This is a genomic window from Acinetobacter sp. YH12142, assembly GCF_013418435.1.
In the GTDB taxonomy this organism is placed as follows: domain Bacteria; phylum Pseudomonadota; class Gammaproteobacteria; order Pseudomonadales; family Moraxellaceae; genus Acinetobacter; species Acinetobacter amyesii.
The window spans coordinates 196,709-215,835 of sequence record NZ_VPCB01000007.1 but is presented as its reverse complement, the minus strand read 5'-3'; the positions used below and the strand labels follow the sequence as shown (position 1 = coordinate 215,835).

Genomic DNA, 19,127 nt, shown 5'->3' with positions numbered 1-19,127 from the left:
AAGAACGAACAATTTAGGATTACAGGTTGTTATGACAAGCCTTGCGCATCATGCGACAGAAAACCGTTCCGTAGCAGAATTTACCGAACAAGCATATCTCAACTACGCCATGTACGTGATTATGGATCGTGCATTGCCACATATCAGTGATGGTCTAAAACCCGTTCAGCGTCGTATCGTCTATGCGATGAGTGAACTCGGGTTAAAGCCAACGGGTAAGCCAAAAAAATCTGCACGTACGGTTGGTGATGTACTGGGTAAATACCATCCTCACGGTGACTTAGCTTGTTATGAAGCCATGGTCCTCATGGCGCAGCCGTTTAGTTATCGCTATCCATTTATTGAAGGTCAGGGAAACTGGGGCTCACCAGATGATCCGAAATCCTTCGCAGCAATGCGATATACCGAAGCAAAACTGTCTGCGTATAGTGATTTATTATTGTCTGAGTTAGGACAAGGGACTTGTGATTGGCAGGATAACTTTGATGGTTCGATGAAAGAGCCAGTGAATTTACCGGCACGTGTTCCAAATATTTTACTCAACGGCACAACGGGTATTGCAGTGGGTATGGCAACCGATATTCCACCGCACAACTTACGTGAAGTGGTGAAGGGCACCATCGCCTTAATTCGCAATCCAAACTTAACCGATGAGAAAGTCGCAGAATATATTCCTGCACCTGATTTGCCTACACGTGCGGAAATTATTAGTTCTCCAGAAGAATTACTTAAAATTCAAACCACGGGTCGCGGTAGTTATCGAACTCGTGCTGTGTACAGTATTGAGAAAAATGAAATCGTGATTACGGAGTTACCGTATCAGGTTTCAGGTTCGAAAGTGATCACGCAGATTGCAGATCAAATGCAGGCGAAGAAGTTGCCATTGGTCACGGACTTACGTGATGAGTCAGATCATAAAAACCCAACACGTTTAGTGATTGTCCTACGCTCAAACCGTATTGATGCTGAATCGGTGATGAGTCATCTATTTGCAACCACCGATCTAGAGTCGAGCTATCGTGTCAATATGAACATGATTGGCGCCGATGGTCGTCCGCAAGTGAAATCGATCCGCCGTATTTTGTTGGAATGGATCGAAATCCGTAAAAATACCGTAACACGTCGTTTGACTTATCATCTGAATAAAATTGAAAAACGATTACATATACTTGCAGGCTTGATCATTGCCTATCTGAATATTGATGAAGTGATTCGTATTATTCGTGAAGAAGATCAGCCTAAACCTGTGTTAATGACGCATTTTAATATCGATGAAATTCAAGCCGAAGCCATTTTAGAACTCAAGTTACGTCATTTGGCAAAACTTGAAGAAATGGAAATGCGCCGTGAACAAGAAGAATTGGAAGCCAAAGCTGCCATTATTCGTGAACAACTGGCGAATCCTGAATCATTAAAAGCCTTGATCATTAATGAACTGAAAGAAGATGCGAAGAAATTTGGTGATGACCGCCGTTCTCCAATTGTGAAACGTGCAGAAGCCCATGCGATTAATGAACAAGATATGCTTCCTGCAGATCCTGTGACTGTGGTGTTGTCTGAAGCGGGTTGGATTCGCTCGGCGAAAGGTCATGAAGTCGATGCTGAGAACTTAAATTTCCGTGCAGGTGACCAATATCTCAGCCATGCACAAGGTAAATCAAATCAACGTGTTTATGTCTTAGATGATGCCGGTCGTAGCTATGCTTTGGGCATCAATACTTTACCATCCGCGCGTGGTTTAGGTGAGCCTCTGAGTTCTAAGCTTGCACCTGCAAGTGGTGTTGGCTTTAAACAAGTGTTTATTGCTGAAGATGAAACAGAAGTCTTGGCAATGAGTAGTAAAGGCTATGGCTTTAAAACCCAAGCGAAAAATCTCGATACCAATGCCAAAGCGGGTAAAGCCTTCCTTAGCTTGTCTGAAGGGGCGGCGGTTATGAATTTAACGGCGATTGAGAATGGAACACATCTTGCACTCCTCAGTTCTGCGGGGCGTTTGCTGTTGGTTGAACTTGATGAATTACCAGTGCTGAATAAGGGTAAAGGTAATAAATTGATACAACTTGAGGCAAAAGATCAAATTGTATCCATGACAACTTTGAATTTAAATGAAATAATTCAAGTGCTTGCAGGTAATCAACAATTAAAGCTTAAAGGCGACGATCTGCAAAAATATGTGGGCAAACGTGCATCGAAAGGTGTGTTGTTACCACGTGGATATCAAAAAGCAAATAAACTGTTCATTCAAAGATAATACTAGCATCCATGGAACGAAATACGTTATATATGCTGTTATTCGTGAAATGGATGCAATATTAAGCACAAACAAGTTAAATAATGACCGCTTAATATTGAAAAAAAACAGTTGGATTATTAAGGATTACGACAGGAGAATTGGGCGTTATGGAAAAGATTTGGTTCGCTGAATACCAAAAGACAGGGATTCCAGAAACTGTAGAATTACCCGCAGAAAATACCTCATTGGTCGATATTTTTGAGCGTAATTTCCAGAAGTTTGGCTCAAGAGATGCCTTTATCTTTATGGATAAAGTCTTAACTTTTAAAGAACTTGATGAAGCTAGCCGTAAATTTGCAACTTATTTGCAAAGTTTAGGTTTGGCCAAAGGTTCACGCGTTGCAGTCATGATGCCGAACGTTCTTCAATATCCTGTTGTCGCATTGGGTGTATTCCGTGCTGGCCTGGTATTGGTCAACGTGAATCCACTGTATACCTCTCGTGAACTTGAGCATCAATTGAATGACTCTGGAACAGAAGCTCTTGTTATTATTGAAAACTTTGCATCTGTTTACCAAGCGATTATTGGTAAAACCCCAGTAAAACACGTGATCGTGGCATCTGTGGGTGACATGCTTGGTACGCTGAAAGGTACATTGGTTAACTTTGTATTACGTTCAGTACGTAAACAAATTCCAGCTTGGAACATTCCAGGTCATATTCGCTTTAATGCAGCAATGTCTAAAGTGAGTGCAAACAATTACAAACGTCCAAACTTAACTTTAAGTGATACTGCTGTACTTCAGTATACCGGTGGTACAACTGGCGTATCTAAAGGCGCAGAATTGACCCATCGTAACCTTGTGTCAAACATGTTGCAGTGTGATGGTATTTTCCAAAGTAAATTTGGTCAGCAAGATGGTCAGCCAGATGATCGTATCTTCTGTGCATTACCGCTGTATCACATCTTTGCATTTATGGTGTGTGCACTTTACGGTATGTACAAAGGTCAGGCAAACGTATTGATTCCTAACCCGCGTGACCTACCTGCGGTAATGAAAGAATTACGTAAATACCAACCTTCATTCTTCCCAGCAGTGAACACATTGTTCAATGCTTTGGTGAACAATGAAGAGTTCAAGCAACTTGACCACAGTAAGCTAAAAATGGCGATGGGTGGTGGTATGGCAGTGCTTCCTTCGACTGCAGAAGCGTGGAAGAAAGTTACAGGTACCAATATTATCGAAGGTTATGGTTTATCAGAAACTTCACCTGTTGCAACCGCAAACCCTCCAGCATCAATGGAATTCAGCGGTACGATTGGTATTCCATTGCCACTGACTGAAGTTGCTATTTTAGATGATGATGGCAATGAAGTTGCTCAAGGTGAGCAAGGTGAAATTTCGATTCGTGGTCCTCAAGTCATGAAAGGCTATTGGAACCGTCCAGATGAAACTGCCAAAGTAATGACGGCGGACGGTTTCTTCCGTACAGGTGACATTGGTGTCATGGATCCACGCGGTTATGTGAAGATTGTAGACCGTAAAAAAGACATGATTTTGGTGTCTGGCTTCAACGTTTATCCTTCTGAAATTGAAGAAGTTGTTGCAAAACATCCAAAAGTACTAGAAGTTGCTGCGATTGGTGTTCCTGATGAAAAATCAGGTGAAGTACCTAAATTATTCGTTGTGAAAAAAGATCCATCTTTAACGACTGAAGAAGTTTTGGCATTCGCAAAAGAAAACTTAACTGGCTATAAGCGTCCACGTTATGTTGAATTTATGGATGAATTACCAAAATCGAACGTTGGTAAAATTCTACGTAAAGATTTGCGTAAAACCGCATAATACGATGCATAAAAAAAGCGCCTTCGGGCGCTTTTTTTATCGCTTTAAATTTAGATCATTAAATTTTACCTTTATTCATCGACCAGCGATCAAAGTAGCGACGTCCTACACCAAAAACACCCAAGAAAATAAACATCGCGCCGAACTGACGACTAAAGCCGGATTGGTTATAGCTGCCATAGGTTAAAATATTGTCAACTAAGCAATATAGGGCAATGACAATGACCCAATGCCAAAGGGGAAGTTGCTTGATGGAAACTGCATAGAATGCAATCCACATGATGACAAAGCTGAATACAGTCGACCAGACATTTAAGTTGGCGCAAATCACAGCAAGTAAAAATGCAGTCACTGGAATGACGATTTTTAAGACACGATCGACGCGAAGCTGATGGCGTTTTTGCTCTTCAAGAACTTCAAATAATTGATCTTGATCAGAAGTGCTCATAGAGGATCCTTTCATCTGCCGATTATAAAAACACTATATTTAACAAAAATTATTCACGAAATGCCATGGTATTATAGCAGCCATAAAATCTTCCTGAGAAAAAACACATGCACAGCATCAGTGGGATCATCTATCTCATTTTGGCCGCTTGTTTATTGCCATATGTATTTACATTTATTGCGAAGCGAGCTGCAGGTTTTAAGTCGAGTGATAATCAAAATCCACGTGAAGTTTTAGCGCGCTCTACAGGATTGGCGAGCCGCGCACATGCAGTGCAGCAAAATAGTTTTGAAAGTTTACCTTTATTTATTGCGGCTATTCTAATGGCTGAATACATGGTGATTCATCAACAATACATCATGACCTTTGGGATTGCCTATCTCGTTTTACGCGTTATTTATGGGCTATGTTATTTAGCCAATTGGGCAACTTTACGTTCAATTATTTGGACCTTGTCGATGTTATGCCCAATTTGTCTGATGTTATTGGTCATTAAATTAAGCTAAATGTTCTGCTTGATGATTAAATTATCAGCATGATCGCTAAAATCACAAAAAAAGCGATAAAACCGTTATAATTGTGCCGGATTAAAAGATTTAACTTTGTTTAAAGAGTGATGCTATGAGCTACAGCAATATCCCAGCGGGTAAAGATGCACCAAACGACATCTATGTCATTATTGAAATTCCTGCAAATGCAGCACCAATCAAATACGAAATCGATAAAGATTCTGATGCGTTATTTGTAGACCGTTTCATGGGTACTGCAATGTTCTACCCAGCGAACTATGGTTATGTTCCAAATACATTATCTTTGGATGGTGACCCACTAGACGTACTTGTGGTAACTCCACATCCAGTAGAGCCAGGTTCTGTAATTCGTTGCCGTCCTGTTGGTAAATTGAACATGGAAGATGACGGTGGTGTTGACGCAAAACTCGTTGCGGTTCCACACGACAAATTGACTCCGCTTTATAAAGATGTTCAAGAATATACAGATCTTCCTGCATTATTGATCAATCAAATTGAACATTTCTTCCAACACTACAAAGACTTAGAACCTGGTAAATGGGTTAAGTTAAGTGGTTGGGAAGGTGCTGATGTTGCGAAACAAGAAGTACTTAGCTCAATTGAAGCTTACAAAGCTGCGAACAAATAATATTGTTTTAAGCTGAGCATCGTTTTTATATGAAAACGATGCTCATAAAAAAAACCTGCACAGTGTGCAGGTTTTTTTTCGCTATCTTAGAGTAGCTGCGAAATTAAAATAATTTCACAGGGATGTCTAAGAATAAACGCCATTCGTTTGTATCACCGATATAGTTACCAGCTTGGTAGTTATCACTTGCGCGGTAGTAAGAATGACGTACACGTAAGCTTGCTTCCTTAGCAAAACCAGATTGAACAGTATATTTCACTTGGTTAAAGAATTCGCGCTCTTGACCTTCTTTTGCTGAATTGTTGACTTTAATATCCCAGCCATAAACGAATGCAGAAGTCCAGTTCAAGCCTGGCACACCATAATCAGTAAAGTTTAAGTTATATTGAACTTGTGCCGATTTTTCATGGTTCCCCACAAAGTCAGATAAGTATGAGTTAGCTACATAGATTGACTGTGCGCCATCAGCATTTTCGCCATAGTCATAACCAGTGTTGCCTGTATTTTGTTGGTAAGCCAGCATGACTGAGTGAGCGCCTTGGTTTAATGTACCTGCAAGAGACCAGATGCTATTGCTGCGGCCGTCAATATTTTTATTACCAATTGTTGAAGAATAAGTTCCAGCTTGCTCGTCCCATTCAGTATGGTAGCCATTGAAGTCTACATTTAAAGAGCGTTTTTCAGCTAAAGGCAATGTGTAGTTTGCATTGATGTAGTGACGTTCAAGCGCATCTTCACTGTCTAAGCCATAGTAAGATGCATTAAGCTGATCGTTAAATTTGTACTTTGCACCCCAAACGATTGCATTATCTAGATGACGGCCATCAGTATTGATTTGATCTGAATATTGATTCTCTGTGAATTTACCAGCAACCAATTCTAGATTTTCAATTTCACGGCTTTTCGCAAGAACACCAGTGAAATATTCTGGAACCATACGTGCTGTATTAGACGCAAGTACAGGAAGATCTAGAACTTGGGTACCGTATTCAACAGTTGTATTTGATACTCGTGCTTTAACGCTAGCTCCGCCACGCGCCCAATGGTTATAGGCGTCTACATCACCATTTGCATCTTTAGCTCCGCCGTTATGAAGCGGAATCATGCCATTGCCAGCATTATCATTGCTGCCTAATTTGAATGAAGCATCGCCAGTAACATTGGCACCAAAACCGATAATACCTTTTGTAAAACCAGATTCAAGTTTTACAATCGCAGACTGAGCAGCTGAGCTGGTATCTGTTACTCGTTTTACTGCACCAGTATCATTGTCAATGTAATTGGTTTTGTCACGGTTGATGTAACCTGTACGGAATAATACAGAGCCTTCGGCATCTTCCACAAAGCCTTTAGATTCGCTTTGTTCGCTAGCAAAAGCAGTAGAAATAAGAGCAGCGTTTACTAATACTGCAAGTGTTAGTTGTTGAGCTTTAAGCATTGGGAGAGAGCCTCATGCAAATTTGGTTAATATGTAGTGCGATTGTATATTTTTTCTTAAAAAAATCACTATTTTTAATGCGCTTATTACACTAAAGTTAGAAAACATTCAGATCATCGGTCAATCTGTAATAAGCAAATGTTTCGTATGTTATTGTTGTTTAACAAATAGTTTATTTAAATTGAATATATATTAAGCTAAAGAGAAGTTTCTTCATTGCTTATCATAAAAAAATATAAAAAACGGTAAAAACTTTCATTTAACTTGCTGATTTATCATTACTCTTCGCGACAATTTGTGCTGAATCTAAATTCGTATTTTGATCAAAAAGTATAAAAACTGCTGAGGTGCATGGCATCAATGTTCAGGCTAAGTAAGCACTGTTGGCGTATTTTTAGTAAATAGAGAATGACTTTTAGCGAAGTCGTCAGAAATGTTTTCCTTAAAAATCTAGCTCAATAAAAGATGATAATAATCGTGATAAATACATATAAATTAAAACATTAAATCATTGTTAAAGACTGGAACACGATAAAAGATATTTTATGAATCAAAAGCTTATTTTTTACTATTTTATATAATCTTAGCTTTGTTTTTAAATGATTTAATTGATCAAAATAAGAAAAAAGGGGCTATACAGTGCGGTAAAATCGATTAAAATCGGCGCTAAATTTTACTCAACCCAATCCACGATCGATCCGATGTGGGGACTAAACATGATTCAATTTTATAAAAAAGCAATTTTAAGTATTTTAGTGACCCTAGGTACAGTCCCTGCATTTGCAGAACAAACTGAACAAGCCACAACTGCACAAGGGAATTGGTCTGGAAGTTTGGGCGTGGTAAACAAATATGTGTACCGTGCGAGTGAAGAAAATGATCAAGCGGCATTACAAGCCGGACTTGAATATGCACACAACAGTGGGCTGTTCGCGGGCTATTGGGGTTCTACACTCAACTATGACCCTACGAACGACAGTCAGTCACATGGTTTTGAACATGATTTCTATGTTGGATATGGACGTGAACTGAATGAAGATTGGAGCTATAAGTCACAAGTGATGGCCTATGTCTATCAAGGTGGCGGTTCAGTGTATAACGACGACCGCTCTGAAAAGCGTCGCACAACGGGCGTCGAATTTATTCAGGACATAAGTTATAAAGATTTAACTGCAAGCATGGCTGTATTGTTGTCTGATGTTAATTATGGCAACGCAGGAGATGTATATCTGAATGCTACTTATAGCTATGCATTACCTTATGATGTTTCATTAAATTCATCGCTTGGTGTTTCTGTTTTTAATGACAGTCGTGATGACAGCCTATTAACAACTACAGAAGATGTGGTGTTCACTGAAGCACGTTTAGGCTTGAGTAAACCGATTGTAGATACTGGGTTTGAAATTGCTGCTGATTATGTATGGGGCGGTAAAGATCGTGAAGGCGAGCAATTAGACGATAACGTTGTGGTTGGATTGACCTATTCTTTCTAACATTAACGAGTTGACCGTATTTGGTCATATTCTTGAAAGTGCATAATGGTGATTGTGCACTTTTTTTATGCATTTTTGAGATCGGTGTAGAAAAAATATACTCAAAAAAGCGCATTTTTAAAATCCTGTTACAACTATCAACCCGAAGATTTAAATAATCTGAATAGTTAACAATCGGCATTCTAAAAAAAAATTTAGAGAAAAATAGTTAAATAGAGTAATTAAAAAATAACAAATAAAAACAGTATCTTATATGTTTTATGAAAGCCAAAATCGTGACCTTTATAAAAAAAATATGTGTATATTTTTAAACATGGCACAGCGCTTGCTAATACCTCATTGAGTTCAACGAAATAACCAAAAAATACGTCGTCGCACGATGTGGGGGAACAAACCATGAAATTTGCACTTAAAGCTTTATCAATCGCTGTACTTGGAGCAGCATCGACGTTTACATTTGCTGAAGCACCTGCTTCAGAGCATTCTGTATCTGGAAATATCGGCGTACTGTCTAGCTATAATTTACGTGGTATTACCAATGTGCCTGAAAATAAAGATGCGACAATCCAAGGTGGTTTGGATTATAGCCATGCATCAGGCTTCTATGCAGGTTGGTGGGGTTCAACATTAAACTATGGTGATGACCTACCGAATGGTTTTGAAAATGATTTTTATGCGGGCTATAACGGTTCAATTAATGATGATCTTGGTTACACAGCAGGTCTAACTTACTACTATTACTATGATATTGATACAAGTGATGCAAACGGTTTAGAAACAATGCTTGGGCTAAGCTATAAAGATTTTGGCTTAACAGCGCAAACTTTGCTTGAAGATGTTTCATGGGGTAATGCAGGTGATACTTATATCAAAGCATCATATAGCTATGCACTTCCTAAAGACTTCAGTCTAGATACCGCGCTTGGTTTATATGCATATCAAGATTCAGGTGATTTTGAAGATAATTTAGGAACAACAGAAAGCTTTGGTTTCCGTCACTTTGATATTGGTCTAAGCAAGCCTTTAGCAGATACAGGTGTTACCGCAAGCATGAATTACACAGTTGGTGGTTATGACCGTGCGGATGAAAAACAAAAGAATAAAGTCGTATTTGGTTTGAAATACGAATTCTAATTTTAAAGAGCATTAAAAATGGCGACCTTAGGTCGCCATTTTTTTAAGTATTGAGCTGGCTTCGATAGGACAGCGCTTCAGAAACGTGCTGAGCTTGAATGTGTTCACTTTGAGCCAAGTCGGCAATGGTTCTGGCAACACGTAACACCCGATGATAGGCACGCGCAGATAAATTCATTCTCTGCTGGGCTAACTGTAAAATATTCTGTGCAGTAGCATCCAAAACTGCTTGTTGCTCCAATTGCGTCGGCGTCAGTGCCATATTGGATTTTTGCTGACGTTCTATTTGTAACGCATAAGCTTGTATAACACGATGCCTAACCGTACTTGAGCTTTCAACCTCTTGCGAACTTTGTAATTCATGCGCTGCCAGTGGCGGGACATCTATATGTAAATCAATACGATCTAATAATGGACCTGAAATACGGTTTTGATAGCGTTTAATACTTTCAGCACTACATTGACAGCGGCTGTCTTGGTTGAAGGCATAGCCACATGGGCAAGGATTCATCGCCGCAATCAGTTGAAAATTTGCAGGGAAAGTGATTTGACGAGAAGCCCTTGAAATCACAATTTCTTTGGATTCGAGTGGTTGCCGTAATACCTCCAACACCTTTCGATCAAATTCAGGCAGCTCATCTAAAAATAAAACCCCTAAATGTGCCAAGGTGATTTCACCCGGTTTAGGATTTGATCCTCCACCGACGAGGGCAATCGCAGATGCCGTATGGTGTGGCGCACGAAATGGACGTTGCCCAAAATGATGATTTGCACCTGCAATGGAATAAATACTCGCGACTTGCAAATTTTCTTGCATATCTAAGGGGGGCAGAATACTAGCCAAACGCGAGGCGAGTAGAGTTTTGCCTGTGCCCGGAGGGCCACGAAATAGTAGGGAGTGACCGCCTGCAGCCGCAATTTCTAAAGCACGACGTGGTCTGAGTTGACCTTTCACATCAGATAAATCAAAGGGATAACTGTGTTGATTGGCTGACGATGTCGAGGGATGGCTACTGATTAAGGCTGAACGACTTAAATGTTCACACACATCCTTAAGATGCTGTGCAGGAAAGACTTGGAACTCCGGCAGTTGTGCCGCTTCATCGGCATTGGGTGCCGGTAGAATCAGATGATGCCCGATATGCTGACAGGCAATGGCTATACTTAAGATGCCACTGACAGGTCGTAAATAACCATCAAGTGCCAATTCTCCAATAAATTCAAAACCATCTGTTGCATTTTCAGGAAGTTGTCCCGACGCGATCAGAATCCCTAAAGCAATGGCGAGATCTAAACGTGAACCATCTTTGGGTAAATCTGCGGGTGCTAGATTAATGGTCAGACGTTTGGTCGGAAACTGAAAGCCGCTATTAATAATCGCAGAGCGGACACGGTCTTTACTTTCACGGACGGCGGCCTCAGGTAGGCCCACAATGGTCAATGACGGTAGGCCTTGGCTGACATGAACTTCAACTTCAATTTGGGGTGCATTTAAGCCGAGCAAACCCCGAGTATAGATTTTGGCAAAAGACATATTATTGTTCCGTTATGGTGCATTATTTTTAATCGTTATGCGTCTTTTGTTGCACTAAAAAGGTGCTTATTTTTTGTTCTGAATTTTTTGTTCGAGTTCTTCGACGTGTTTCAACAATTCATTTAAACGTAAATTGGCATTATTCAGTGCAGTACGTTGGCGTTCGATTTCTTCTTTAGATACGAGATCCATTTTGCTCACAGCTTCATTGAGTAAGCTGCGAAGATTATGTTCGACGTCTTTTTTCGGCTGATCGATTTGTTCTAATATCGCTTGTAATAAGGTTTCAATCATTGTTTTGACCATCCTCAGTGAATTGGTGGCAGCAGTTTAACATCGCCACATTCATGACCATAGTGCTTTTATTTAAATATGCGTTTAATCGATCAGTAAAATCGTAATTCTTCTAGTAAAAACGTCTATTTTTATAAGCATACGCAAGATTATCCGTATAAAATAGGTTATAAAGAAATCTCATGCTGGGCTGACTATTTTCCCCCGACTGTAGTCATATTGGCATGAAAATTGAACATAAAACCTTACAGGTGAAATAAGCCGAAGGAAAACAAAACATGAAGCTCGTAACTGCAATTGTAAAACCTTTTAAATTAGATGACGTGCGTGAAGCACTCTCTGAAAATGGTGTTCAAGGGATCACTGTCACTGAAGTTAAAGGCTTCGGTCGCCAGAAAGGTCACACTGAACTTTATCGTGGTGCTGAATATGTGGTTGATTTCTTACCAAAAGTAAAAATCGAAATCGCAATCAGTGATGAAATGGTCGATACCGTAATTGAATCAATTACTCGTGTTGCAAGCACAGGAAAAATTGGCGACGGTAAAATTTTTGTAAGCAATCTGGAACAAGTCATCCGTATCCGTACTGGTGAAACAGGTGCAGATGCCGTTTAAAAAATTGGCATGAAGTTTGCTGAGTAGCTAATAACTCAGAAAATCAGGTCGGGGGATACGAATGAAAAAAATGCTAATTGCACTCGGCTTGTCCAGTGCACTTTTAGGTGGTTCTGTTGCGTGGGCTGAAGAAAGCGCAACAGCACCTACAGAAGAAGTCACAGTAGTTGATACTGCAAATACAACAACGCTAAATACAACAGAAGCTGCAGTTCCAGTTGAAGCAGCGCCAGCACCTGCAGAACCAGCACCTACAGAAGAAGAACCTAAGCTCGATACAGGTGATACAGCATGGATTTTAGTATCCACTGCACTTGTTCTACTTATGACAATTCCCGGTTTAGCATTGTTTTACGGCGGTATGGTCCGTAAGAAAAATGTACTCAGCACCATGGCACACAGTTTTGTTGCTGCGGGTGTCGTGAGTTTAACGTGGGTGATTGTGGGTTATACCTTAGCATTTGGTGAAGGCAATGCCTTTATCGGTAGCTTAGACAAATTTATGTTGTCGGGTATCACTACAGAAGCGTTGACGGGTACGATTCCAGAGATTCTTTTTGTTATTTTCCAAATGACATTTGCCATTATTACCGTTGCCATTATTAGTGGTTCGATTGCAGAACGTATGAAATTCGGTGCTTTTGTTGCGTTCATCGCAATTTGGAGTGTCGTGGTTTATGCACCAATTACTCACTGGGTATGGGGCGGTGGTTGGTTAGGTAACGACGGTGCGCTTGATTTTGCGGGTGGTACAGTAGTTCACATCAACTCGGGTGTTGCGGGTCTCGTTGCAGCGTACATGCTTGGTAAACGTATGGGGCTTGGCCGTGAATCTATGGCGCCACATAACCTAACTTTAACCGTCATCGGTGCAAGCCTTGTATGGGTAGGTTGGTTTGGTTTCAACGGTGGTTCTGCACTGGGTGCAAATGGTTCCGCTGGTTATGCATTGGTGGTAACACAAGTTGCAGCAGCGGCAGCAGCAGTGGCATGGTTAATTACTGAAAAAGTGGTTCGTGGTAAAGCGTCTGTTTTGGGTGGTGCTTCTGGTGCAGTAGCAGGTCTTGTGGTGATTACACCTGCGGCAGGTTTCGTAACAGTTGGTGGTGCTTTAGCGATGGGTCTGATCGGTGGTGTGGTTTGCTTCTGGGGGATTACTGCGCTGAAACGTGCGTTGAAAGCGGATGACTCTTTGGATGCGTTTGGTCTACATGGTGTCGGTGGTATCGTGGGTGCGATCCTTACAGCATTCTTTGCCAGCGAATTCATCATGGGTGATAAAGCACCGAGCGACTTAATGCATCAATTATGGGTTCAAGTCGAAGGCGTACTAGCGACTATTGCTTACTCAGCAGTGATGACATTCATTATCTTGAAAGTGATTGATCTAGTGATTGGCATCCGTGTTGAAGCTGATGACGAACGTATGGGTCTAGACTTAAGTCAACATGGTGAACGTGTAGAATAATAAGATCACAGTAAATCAATATATTGTGTAAAACAGCCCGAAAGGGCTGTTTTTTTTCCATATCTAGCGTAAAGCTCTACAAATTTCAAAATTTTTGCTACACTCTAAATCCATTCGGATTTGTTCAATTTAACCGCTATGCATTGTCCATTTTGCAACGCTGAAGACAGTAAAGTGATTGACTCACGTCTTGCTGCTGAAGGCTGTCAGATACGCCGCCGCCGTGAATGTATTAGTTGCGGTGAACGTTTTACAACTTTTGAAAGCTATGAAGTGGTGATGCCGCGTGTCATCAAGTCTGATTCAAAGAGTGAACCTTTTGATGAAGCCAAGCTCCGCCGCTCGCTCATGCATGCCTTGCAAAAGCGTCCAGTAACGCAAGAGCAAATTGAAACGGTACTCAGTGATATTCAATTGCAAATTCGCCGTTTGGGTGAACGTGACGTGAAATCACGCACCATTGGTGAAATTGTCATGCAGTCTTTGTTTGCTTTAGATCATGTGGCTTATGTACGTTTTGCTTCTGTGTATCAAGACTTCCAAGATGTAGAAGCTTTTCGTCGTCAAATTGAACAAATGCAGCAGCGTGAGCACTAATGCACATCTGCTTCCATTTTTATCATGAGTGATTACATGTCTGAGTTAGATCAAGTGCCTTTGCAGCAGCATCAACAGTGGATGCGGCGCGCAATTGCATTGGCACAGCAGGGGCAATACAGCACTCGTCCCAATCCCAATGTGGGCTGTGTAATTGTCAAAGACGGTCAATTGGTTGGTGAAGGCTTTCATCCCAAAGCGGGTCAGCCGCATGCCGAAGTCTTTGCAATGCGTGATGCAGGTGAGGCCGCACGTGGCGCAACCGCTTATGTGACTTTAGAGCCTTGCGCACACTATGGACGTACGCCACCTTGTGCCAAAGGTTTGGTAGAAGCAGGTGTTGCTCAAGTCGTTGTAGCATGTCCCGATCCGAATCCATTGGTTGCGGGTAAAGGTGTACAAATCCTACGTGATGCTGGCATTGAAGTGATCACAGGTATTTGTGAAGCAGAAGCGCATCAATTGAACTTGGGCTTTTTAAAAGCCATGGCGACGGGCATGCCTTATGTCCGGCTCAAAGTCGCATCGAGCCTGGATGGGCGTACTGCCATGGCCTCGGGTGAGTCTAAATGGATTACCGGTGCAATGGCGCGACAAGATGTACAGCATTGGCGTGCGATCTCTGGTGCCGTAATCACTGGGATTGAAACTGTATTAGCTGATGATTGCTTACTCAACGTACGTCAGCTCGATGACGATGTTGACATGCGTAACGTGGTTCAGCCGAAACGTATCGTGCTAGATCGTCAAGGCCGCTTGCCATTAACCGCAAAAATATTGCAGCAACCTGAAACCGTGATGGTCATGGGGCCATATCGTCAGGAACTTGCTGACTTGGGCGTGGTACAATTTGAAATTCAGCCCTTGGCCGATCTGTTAGCAGTTTGTGTTCAACAGTTCCAAATTTATGATGTCCTTGTGGAAGCTGGTGCGACACTTTCGACCGCTTTCTTACAAGAACATTTGATCGATGAAATGATCAGTTATGTTGCACCGACCTTGTTGGGTCAGTCAGCACGTGCGATGTTTAATGCGGAATTTGACCGCATGGCAGAGCAGCTTCGATTTAAGCTGAAAGATGTCACTCAATTGGGTGATGACATTCGCTTAAGGTTAATCCCTTCTCAAGAGACGCTATGAATTCAGAGTCTACGGTTTATCACAAACGTCGTCATGCGGCTCGTACCACAGACGAATATCTTTTCCATCAGTTGGTTCCTTATTTGGGAAACAAACGCCGCCTATTACATCTGATTTTAGAAGCACTTGAGCAAACGGGAACCTTAAAACGCGAAGATGGTCGTGCGCCGATATTTGCAGACTTTTTTGCAGGTTCGGGTGTGGTATCACGGTTGGCTCGTCAAAACGGCTATCGTGTTATTGCCAATGACTGGGAACCCTACAGCCATGCCTTGAACAGCGCGATTCTCTCTTGCGTTGAAGCACCTGCTTTTAAAGAGTTGGGTGGCTATCAGAAAGCGATTGATTATCTGAACCGTTTGCCAGAAGTTAAAGGTTGGGTGACCCATAACTTGTGTCCACGTAATGATGAAATCTACGATCCTGCACGTGACCGTTTATTCTTTAAACGTCGTAACGGCATGCGTATCGATGCGATTCGTCAGCAAATTGCAACTTGGCAGGCTCAAGGCGCGATTGATGATGTGGAAATGAGTGCTTTATTAGCGCCGTTATTGTATTCAGCAAGTTTTGTCAGCAATACCAGCGGTGTATTCAAAAGTTTCCATCATGGTTGGGGCGGTAAAACCCAAGCAGCCTTGGATCGTATCGGTTCTTTGTTATGGCTGACTCCAAGTCGTTTTTGTGAAATTGGTGATCCGAAAAAACCCGCCGCTGAAATGTGGTGTGTCGACGCACAGCATTTGGCTAATCAAATGAGTGGCTTTGAAGTGGATGTGGCTTATCTCGATCCACCGTATAACCAGCACGCTTACAGCAGTAACTACCATGTGTTGAATGCTTTAACGTTATGGGATCAGGTGGATTTACCAACACCAGACACCAAAGGCTTTAAGAGCGGAATCGATCGTGCATGGCGTAAAGAACGTCCAAGTCCATATAATTCTTCGAAGCATGCGAAAGAAGCTTATGAAAAATTATTAGAAACCATCAATGCACGTTACATCCTGACGAGCTATTCAACCGATGGTAATATCAGCGCCACAGATTTGTTACAAGCCAATTTAAAACGTGGCCGAGTAAGCTTATTGACGCAAGATGTACCACGTTACCGCGTGAGTAAGCAGCGTCAGTCTGAACGTGCACGCGTACTAGAGTTTATTGTCATCACGGATACGCATGCCAAATCAGGTCCACCGATCCGTCAGTTGTTGAGTCAATTGCACCATTTTGCAGAATTGGGTGGTGTCGATACCTCTGGTGTGAGTACGCAACTTGATTTGTGGTAAAAATCATCGCCCCATATTTTTCAGGGATTGAACATGTTTACAGGCATTATTGAAAGTCTAGGTAAAGTTGAAAGCATTCAAAACGTGGGTGGCGATGTCCGCTTACGTATCCAGACAGATTTAGACATGTCGGATGTGCATTTGGGGGATTCTATTGCCACCAATGGCATTTGCTTAACCGTGATTGACTTTGGCAGTAATTGGTATGCAGCCGATGTTTCACGTGAAAGTTTAAATCGGACCACCTTGGAGCACTGGAAAGCAGGGCAGGCGGTGAATGTGGAAAAAGCCATGTTGCCGACTACGCGTTTTGGTGGACATATTGTCAGTGGTCATGTCGATGCCGTGGGTGAAATCACTCAAGTTCGTTCAGATGCGCGTTCTATTTATTTTGAAGTGACCGCACCGAAAGAAATTGCACGCTATTTAGCGGAAAAAGGCTCTGTGACCGTGGATGGTATTAGCCTGACAATTAACCATTTACGTGGCAATGTGCTGAGCTTAAATTTAATTCCGCATACGGCGGAACGAACCAATATCGGTACGTGGAAGGCTGGGGCTAAAGTGAACTTAGAAGTGGATGTTTTAGCACGTTATATTGAGCGTTTATTGCTTGGTGATAAAGCCGCTGAGACCACAGCGCAATCTAAAATTAGCTTAGATTTTCTCGCTGAAAATGGCTTCTTGAAATAAGTTGATACCGAAGAAAACCAAACAGTCTGATTGAAAAATTAGACTGTTTTTTTATTTTTGGTGATAATGCGTCGCGGAATGACATATATGATGAATAATCAGACAGGTGATAATGATTGATTTCTTACTGAATCTGGAACAGTGGTTACCCATGTTATTGGAAAATTATGGTGTGTGGATTTATGCCATTTTATTTTTGGTGATATTTTCAGAAACGGGTTCAGTATTTATGTTCTTCCTGCCAGGAGACAGCCTGTTGCTTGCCATCGGCGCATTATGCTCAACAACGGAAGTGGTGCATTTACACACCATGGGGCTGATGTTATTTGTCGCATCGGTCTTGGGCTACTGCGTCAATTACTATACGGGCAGCGTGTTAGGTATTAAGTACTTTAATAAGCACACACGTTACTTTAAGCCCGAATATATGGTCAAAACCAATAAATATTTTATGAAGCATGGCGGTAAAACGATTTTAGTCGCACGCTTTGTACCTTTTGTACGTTCTTTTGCGCCTTTTGCCGCTGGGTCTGCGCGCATGAGCCTCGGTACATTTATGTTCTATAACGTGCTGGGTGGTTTCATCTGGATTGGATTATTACTTGGTATTGGTTATTTCCTAGGACATACCGTTTCTGCAGTTGCAGATTTGGTCTAAGCTAAACTTAGACATAAAAAAAGCCCACAGTTGTGGGCATTTTTTATGGAGTCGATGACGATTTAGTGTTTTGTAACGGTCACCACATCAAGGGTTTGAAAAAGCGAGCTGCGGGGCAGGTGCTGAATGCTAAAACCGCCTTTTTCTGATTCTCGGCTGAGATAAACCGAAATACTGTGAAAGTCTGAATGACTCAGCCAAAGATCTTTGGCACGAATGTCCCATTGTTCTCCAGCAGATAGAGAGGATATTTTCTGGGTAATCTGGTGAATGATGTCCATATTGAATTCCCATCTGGATGCATGATTATATTTTTAGGATGCCTGAAGCATTGTATTTTGAGGGACAATGCTTCAGCCATATGAACATCATGTTGCAAATACATGTCAGTTTAATGACAGTGACCAGATTTCGATCGACAGCTTAAGATGCTTCGGACGATGTAGATTCTGTCGAAAAATTAGAGTTTTCTAAGATATAGTCAATTTCTTCTTGTGCGGCTGCTTTCAATTTTGCACGGAAATCACTGACGGCCATCTCGATTTGCGTTTCTGCTTCAAGTTCCAAACGCACGCGTACACTTTCGAGTTCTGACAACATCTGTCCTTCGCTGACCGATAAGCTTTGACTTAATCCCGCTAAACTCGTTTCAGGGTTTTTATGATAGCGAGCGGCATAGTGTTGTACTTCACGATCAAGATTATGCTGCATCATGGTGAGCGCTTGCGTTTGTGCAGCAAAGCGTAACTCTTCGTCGCGTCTCAGTTGTTCTGCATAGGCTTGTTCAGCTTCACGTTTTTCTTCTAAGGCTTTTTCTAAAGCCAATTGTTTGCGAATACGAGCATCTTCAATCAGCTGTGCTTTCAAATCTTCATAAGCAGACTCAATTTTGTCAAAAGACACTTGCTGTTGCTGTTGGTCATTGACCAGCCATTGTTGAATGTCTGTACTGGGATTGAGTACATCGCAAACGCGACCAAGGTCATCAATAAAGGTCTGACGAATAGCTTCAGGTACTTTTAACCAGCGCTGTTTAAAGTCTGGACCGACATTCAATGCCATGGTGCATCTCCTTGCAAATAGGGT

At 41.6% G+C, this 19,127-nt stretch carries 19 protein-coding genes; 13 read left to right on the top strand and 6 right to left on the bottom strand.

Annotation, left to right across the window (positions count from 1 at the left end; translation table 11 throughout):
- The first annotated feature begins 31 nt into the window (after positions 1-31).
- On the top strand, positions 32-2,251 hold the full coding sequence (gene parC / locus FTU77_RS07870) for a DNA topoisomerase IV subunit A (RefSeq protein WP_180055476.1): 2,220 nt from the start codon (positions 32-34) through the stop codon (positions 2,249-2,251).
- 149 nt (positions 2,252-2,400) lie between these two features.
- Complete coding sequence (locus FTU77_RS07865; protein WP_180008091.1) at positions 2,401-4,080, top strand: long-chain-fatty-acid--CoA ligase; 1,680 nt, start codon at positions 2,401-2,403, stop codon at positions 4,078-4,080.
- Positions 4,081-4,138: 58 nt separating this feature from the next.
- Here the strand turns inward: FTU77_RS07865 and FTU77_RS07860 are convergent, their stop codons facing one another.
- Entirely contained in the window at positions 4,139-4,528 is a 390-nt protein-coding gene (locus tag FTU77_RS07860; protein ID WP_180026516.1) for a hypothetical protein, read from the bottom strand.
- A gap of 107 nt (positions 4,529-4,635) precedes the next feature.
- On the opposite strand from FTU77_RS07860, the gene FTU77_RS07855 reads away from it, so the two are divergent.
- Both FTU77_RS07855 and ppa read left to right on the top strand, forming a co-directional pair.
- Entirely contained in the window at positions 4,636-5,034 is a 399-nt protein-coding gene (locus FTU77_RS07855) for an MAPEG family protein (RefSeq protein WP_078189470.1), read from the top strand.
- Positions 5,035-5,149: 115 nt separating this feature from the next.
- Entirely contained in the window at positions 5,150-5,686 is a 537-nt protein-coding gene (ppa, locus tag FTU77_RS07850) for an inorganic diphosphatase (RefSeq protein WP_078189469.1), read from the top strand.
- A 103-nt stretch (positions 5,687-5,789) separates the two neighbouring features.
- Here ppa and FTU77_RS07845 read toward each other — a convergent pair whose 3' ends face one another.
- On the bottom strand, positions 5,790-7,124 hold the full coding sequence (locus FTU77_RS07845; protein WP_180055475.1) for an OprD family outer membrane porin: 1,335 nt from the start codon (positions 7,122-7,124) through the stop codon (positions 5,790-5,792).
- Positions 7,125-7,840: 716 nt separating this feature from the next.
- On the opposite strand from FTU77_RS07845, the gene FTU77_RS07840 reads away from it, so the two are divergent.
- Entirely contained in the window at positions 7,841-8,617 is a 777-nt protein-coding gene (locus tag FTU77_RS07840) for a TorF family putative porin (protein WP_168378237.1), read from the top strand.
- A 396-nt stretch (positions 8,618-9,013) separates the two neighbouring features.
- Positions 9,014-9,751 (top strand): TorF family putative porin, encoded by a 738-nt coding sequence (locus FTU77_RS07835; RefSeq protein ID WP_180008086.1) that lies wholly within the window; start codon positions 9,014-9,016, stop codon positions 9,749-9,751.
- 43 nt (positions 9,752-9,794) lie between these two features.
- Here the strand turns inward: FTU77_RS07835 and FTU77_RS07830 are convergent, their stop codons facing one another.
- Positions 9,795-11,285 (bottom strand): YifB family Mg chelatase-like AAA ATPase, encoded by a 1,491-nt coding sequence (locus FTU77_RS07830; RefSeq protein WP_180055474.1) that lies wholly within the window; start codon positions 11,283-11,285, stop codon positions 9,795-9,797.
- A 66-nt stretch (positions 11,286-11,351) separates the two neighbouring features.
- The gene (locus FTU77_RS07825) at positions 11,352-11,579 is read right to left on the bottom strand and encodes an accessory factor UbiK family protein (RefSeq protein ID WP_078189551.1); all 228 of its coding nucleotides are present in this window, start codon (positions 11,577-11,579) and stop codon (positions 11,352-11,354) included.
- A 278-nt stretch (positions 11,580-11,857) separates the two neighbouring features.
- Here FTU77_RS07825 and glnK point away from each other — a divergent pair, with 278 nt between their 5' ends.
- The 7 genes from glnK to FTU77_RS07790 all read left to right on the top strand — a co-directional run bounded on the left by glnK (position 11,858) and on the right by FTU77_RS07790 (position 18,041).
- Complete coding sequence (gene glnK, locus FTU77_RS07820; protein ID WP_067763174.1) at positions 11,858-12,196, top strand: P-II family nitrogen regulator; 339 nt, start codon at positions 11,858-11,860, stop codon at positions 12,194-12,196.
- Positions 12,197-12,257: 61 nt separating this feature from the next.
- Positions 12,258-13,664 (top strand): ammonium transporter, encoded by a 1,407-nt coding sequence (locus FTU77_RS07815; RefSeq protein ID WP_180004703.1) that lies wholly within the window; start codon positions 12,258-12,260, stop codon positions 13,662-13,664.
- A 138-nt stretch (positions 13,665-13,802) separates the two neighbouring features.
- Complete coding sequence (gene nrdR / locus FTU77_RS07810; RefSeq protein WP_067763170.1) at positions 13,803-14,261, top strand: transcriptional regulator NrdR; 459 nt, start codon at positions 13,803-13,805, stop codon at positions 14,259-14,261.
- A 36-nt stretch (positions 14,262-14,297) separates the two neighbouring features.
- Positions 14,298-15,401: a bifunctional diaminohydroxyphosphoribosylaminopyrimidine deaminase/5-amino-6-(5-phosphoribosylamino)uracil reductase RibD gene (ribD, locus tag FTU77_RS07805; protein ID WP_180055473.1), complete on the top strand. Its 1,104-nt coding sequence runs from the start codon at positions 14,298-14,300 to the stop codon at positions 15,399-15,401.
- Positions 15,398-16,690, top strand: coding sequence for a DNA adenine methylase (locus tag FTU77_RS07800; RefSeq protein ID WP_078189462.1), 1,293 nt, complete (start codon positions 15,398-15,400; stop codon positions 16,688-16,690). The genes ribD and FTU77_RS07800 overlap by 4 nt, the downstream gene beginning before the upstream one ends.
- 33 nt (positions 16,691-16,723) lie before the next feature.
- Entirely contained in the window at positions 16,724-17,383 is a 660-nt protein-coding gene (locus tag FTU77_RS07795; protein ID WP_078192598.1) for a riboflavin synthase, read from the top strand.
- Between the two features lie 112 nt (positions 17,384-17,495).
- A complete protein-coding gene (locus FTU77_RS07790; RefSeq protein WP_078189460.1) occupies positions 17,496-18,041 on the top strand; it encodes a VTT domain-containing protein in 546 nt (181 codons plus the stop codon).
- 62 nt (positions 18,042-18,103) lie between these two features.
- Here FTU77_RS07790 and FTU77_RS07785 read toward each other — a convergent pair whose 3' ends face one another.
- Both FTU77_RS07785 and FTU77_RS07780 read right to left on the bottom strand, forming a co-directional pair.
- Positions 18,104-18,322, bottom strand: a complete 219-nt coding sequence (locus FTU77_RS07785; protein ID WP_180055472.1) for a hypothetical protein — start codon at positions 18,320-18,322, stop codon at positions 18,104-18,106.
- A gap of 142 nt (positions 18,323-18,464) precedes the next feature.
- Positions 18,465-19,103 carry a hypothetical protein gene (locus FTU77_RS07780; protein ID WP_180055471.1) on the bottom strand — a complete coding sequence of 213 codons (639 nt, stop codon included), beginning with the start codon at positions 19,101-19,103 and terminating at the stop codon, positions 18,465-18,467.
- Positions 19,104-19,127: the final 24 nt, after the last annotated feature.

Excerpts from the sequence above, each read along its gene's own strand:
- FTU77_RS07830 (WP_180055474.1), bottom strand. The coding sequence starts at position 11,285 with ATGTCTTTTGCCAAAATCTATACTCGGGGTTTGCTCGGCTTAAATGCA.
- parC (WP_180055476.1), top strand. The coding sequence starts at position 32 with ATGACAAGCCTTGCGCATCATGCGACAGAAAACCGTTCCGTAGCAGAA.
- FTU77_RS07825 (WP_078189551.1), bottom strand. The coding sequence starts at position 11,579 with ATGATTGAAACCTTATTACAAGCGATATTAGAACAAATCGATCAGCCG.
- FTU77_RS07860 (WP_180026516.1), bottom strand. The coding sequence starts at position 4,528 with ATGAGCACTTCTGATCAAGATCAATTATTTGAAGTTCTTGAAGAGCAA.
- FTU77_RS07845 (WP_180055475.1), bottom strand. The coding sequence starts at position 7,124 with ATGCTTAAAGCTCAACAACTAACACTTGCAGTATTAGTAAACGCTGCT.
- FTU77_RS07800 (WP_078189462.1), top strand. The coding sequence starts at position 15,398 with ATGAATTCAGAGTCTACGGTTTATCACAAACGTCGTCATGCGGCTCGT.
- nrdR (WP_067763170.1), top strand. The coding sequence starts at position 13,803 with ATGCATTGTCCATTTTGCAACGCTGAAGACAGTAAAGTGATTGACTCA.
- FTU77_RS07855 (WP_078189470.1), top strand. The coding sequence starts at position 4,636 with ATGCACAGCATCAGTGGGATCATCTATCTCATTTTGGCCGCTTGTTTA.
- FTU77_RS07785 (WP_180055472.1), bottom strand. The coding sequence starts at position 18,322 with ATGGACATCATTCACCAGATTACCCAGAAAATATCCTCTCTATCTGCT.
- FTU77_RS07835 (WP_180008086.1), top strand. The coding sequence starts at position 9,014 with ATGAAATTTGCACTTAAAGCTTTATCAATCGCTGTACTTGGAGCAGCA.
- FTU77_RS07815 (WP_180004703.1), top strand. The coding sequence starts at position 12,258 with ATGAAAAAAATGCTAATTGCACTCGGCTTGTCCAGTGCACTTTTAGGT.
- ppa (WP_078189469.1), top strand. The coding sequence starts at position 5,150 with ATGAGCTACAGCAATATCCCAGCGGGTAAAGATGCACCAAACGACATC.
- FTU77_RS07790 (WP_078189460.1), top strand. The coding sequence starts at position 17,496 with ATGATTGATTTCTTACTGAATCTGGAACAGTGGTTACCCATGTTATTG.
- FTU77_RS07780 (WP_180055471.1), bottom strand. The coding sequence starts at position 19,103 with ATGGCATTGAATGTCGGTCCAGACTTTAAACAGCGCTGGTTAAAAGTA.
- glnK (WP_067763174.1), top strand. The coding sequence starts at position 11,858 with ATGAAGCTCGTAACTGCAATTGTAAAACCTTTTAAATTAGATGACGTG.
- FTU77_RS07795 (WP_078192598.1), top strand. The coding sequence starts at position 16,724 with ATGTTTACAGGCATTATTGAAAGTCTAGGTAAAGTTGAAAGCATTCAA.
- FTU77_RS07865 (WP_180008091.1), top strand. The coding sequence starts at position 2,401 with ATGGAAAAGATTTGGTTCGCTGAATACCAAAAGACAGGGATTCCAGAA.
- FTU77_RS07840 (WP_168378237.1), top strand. The coding sequence starts at position 7,841 with ATGATTCAATTTTATAAAAAAGCAATTTTAAGTATTTTAGTGACCCTA.
- ribD (WP_180055473.1), top strand. The coding sequence starts at position 14,298 with ATGTCTGAGTTAGATCAAGTGCCTTTGCAGCAGCATCAACAGTGGATG.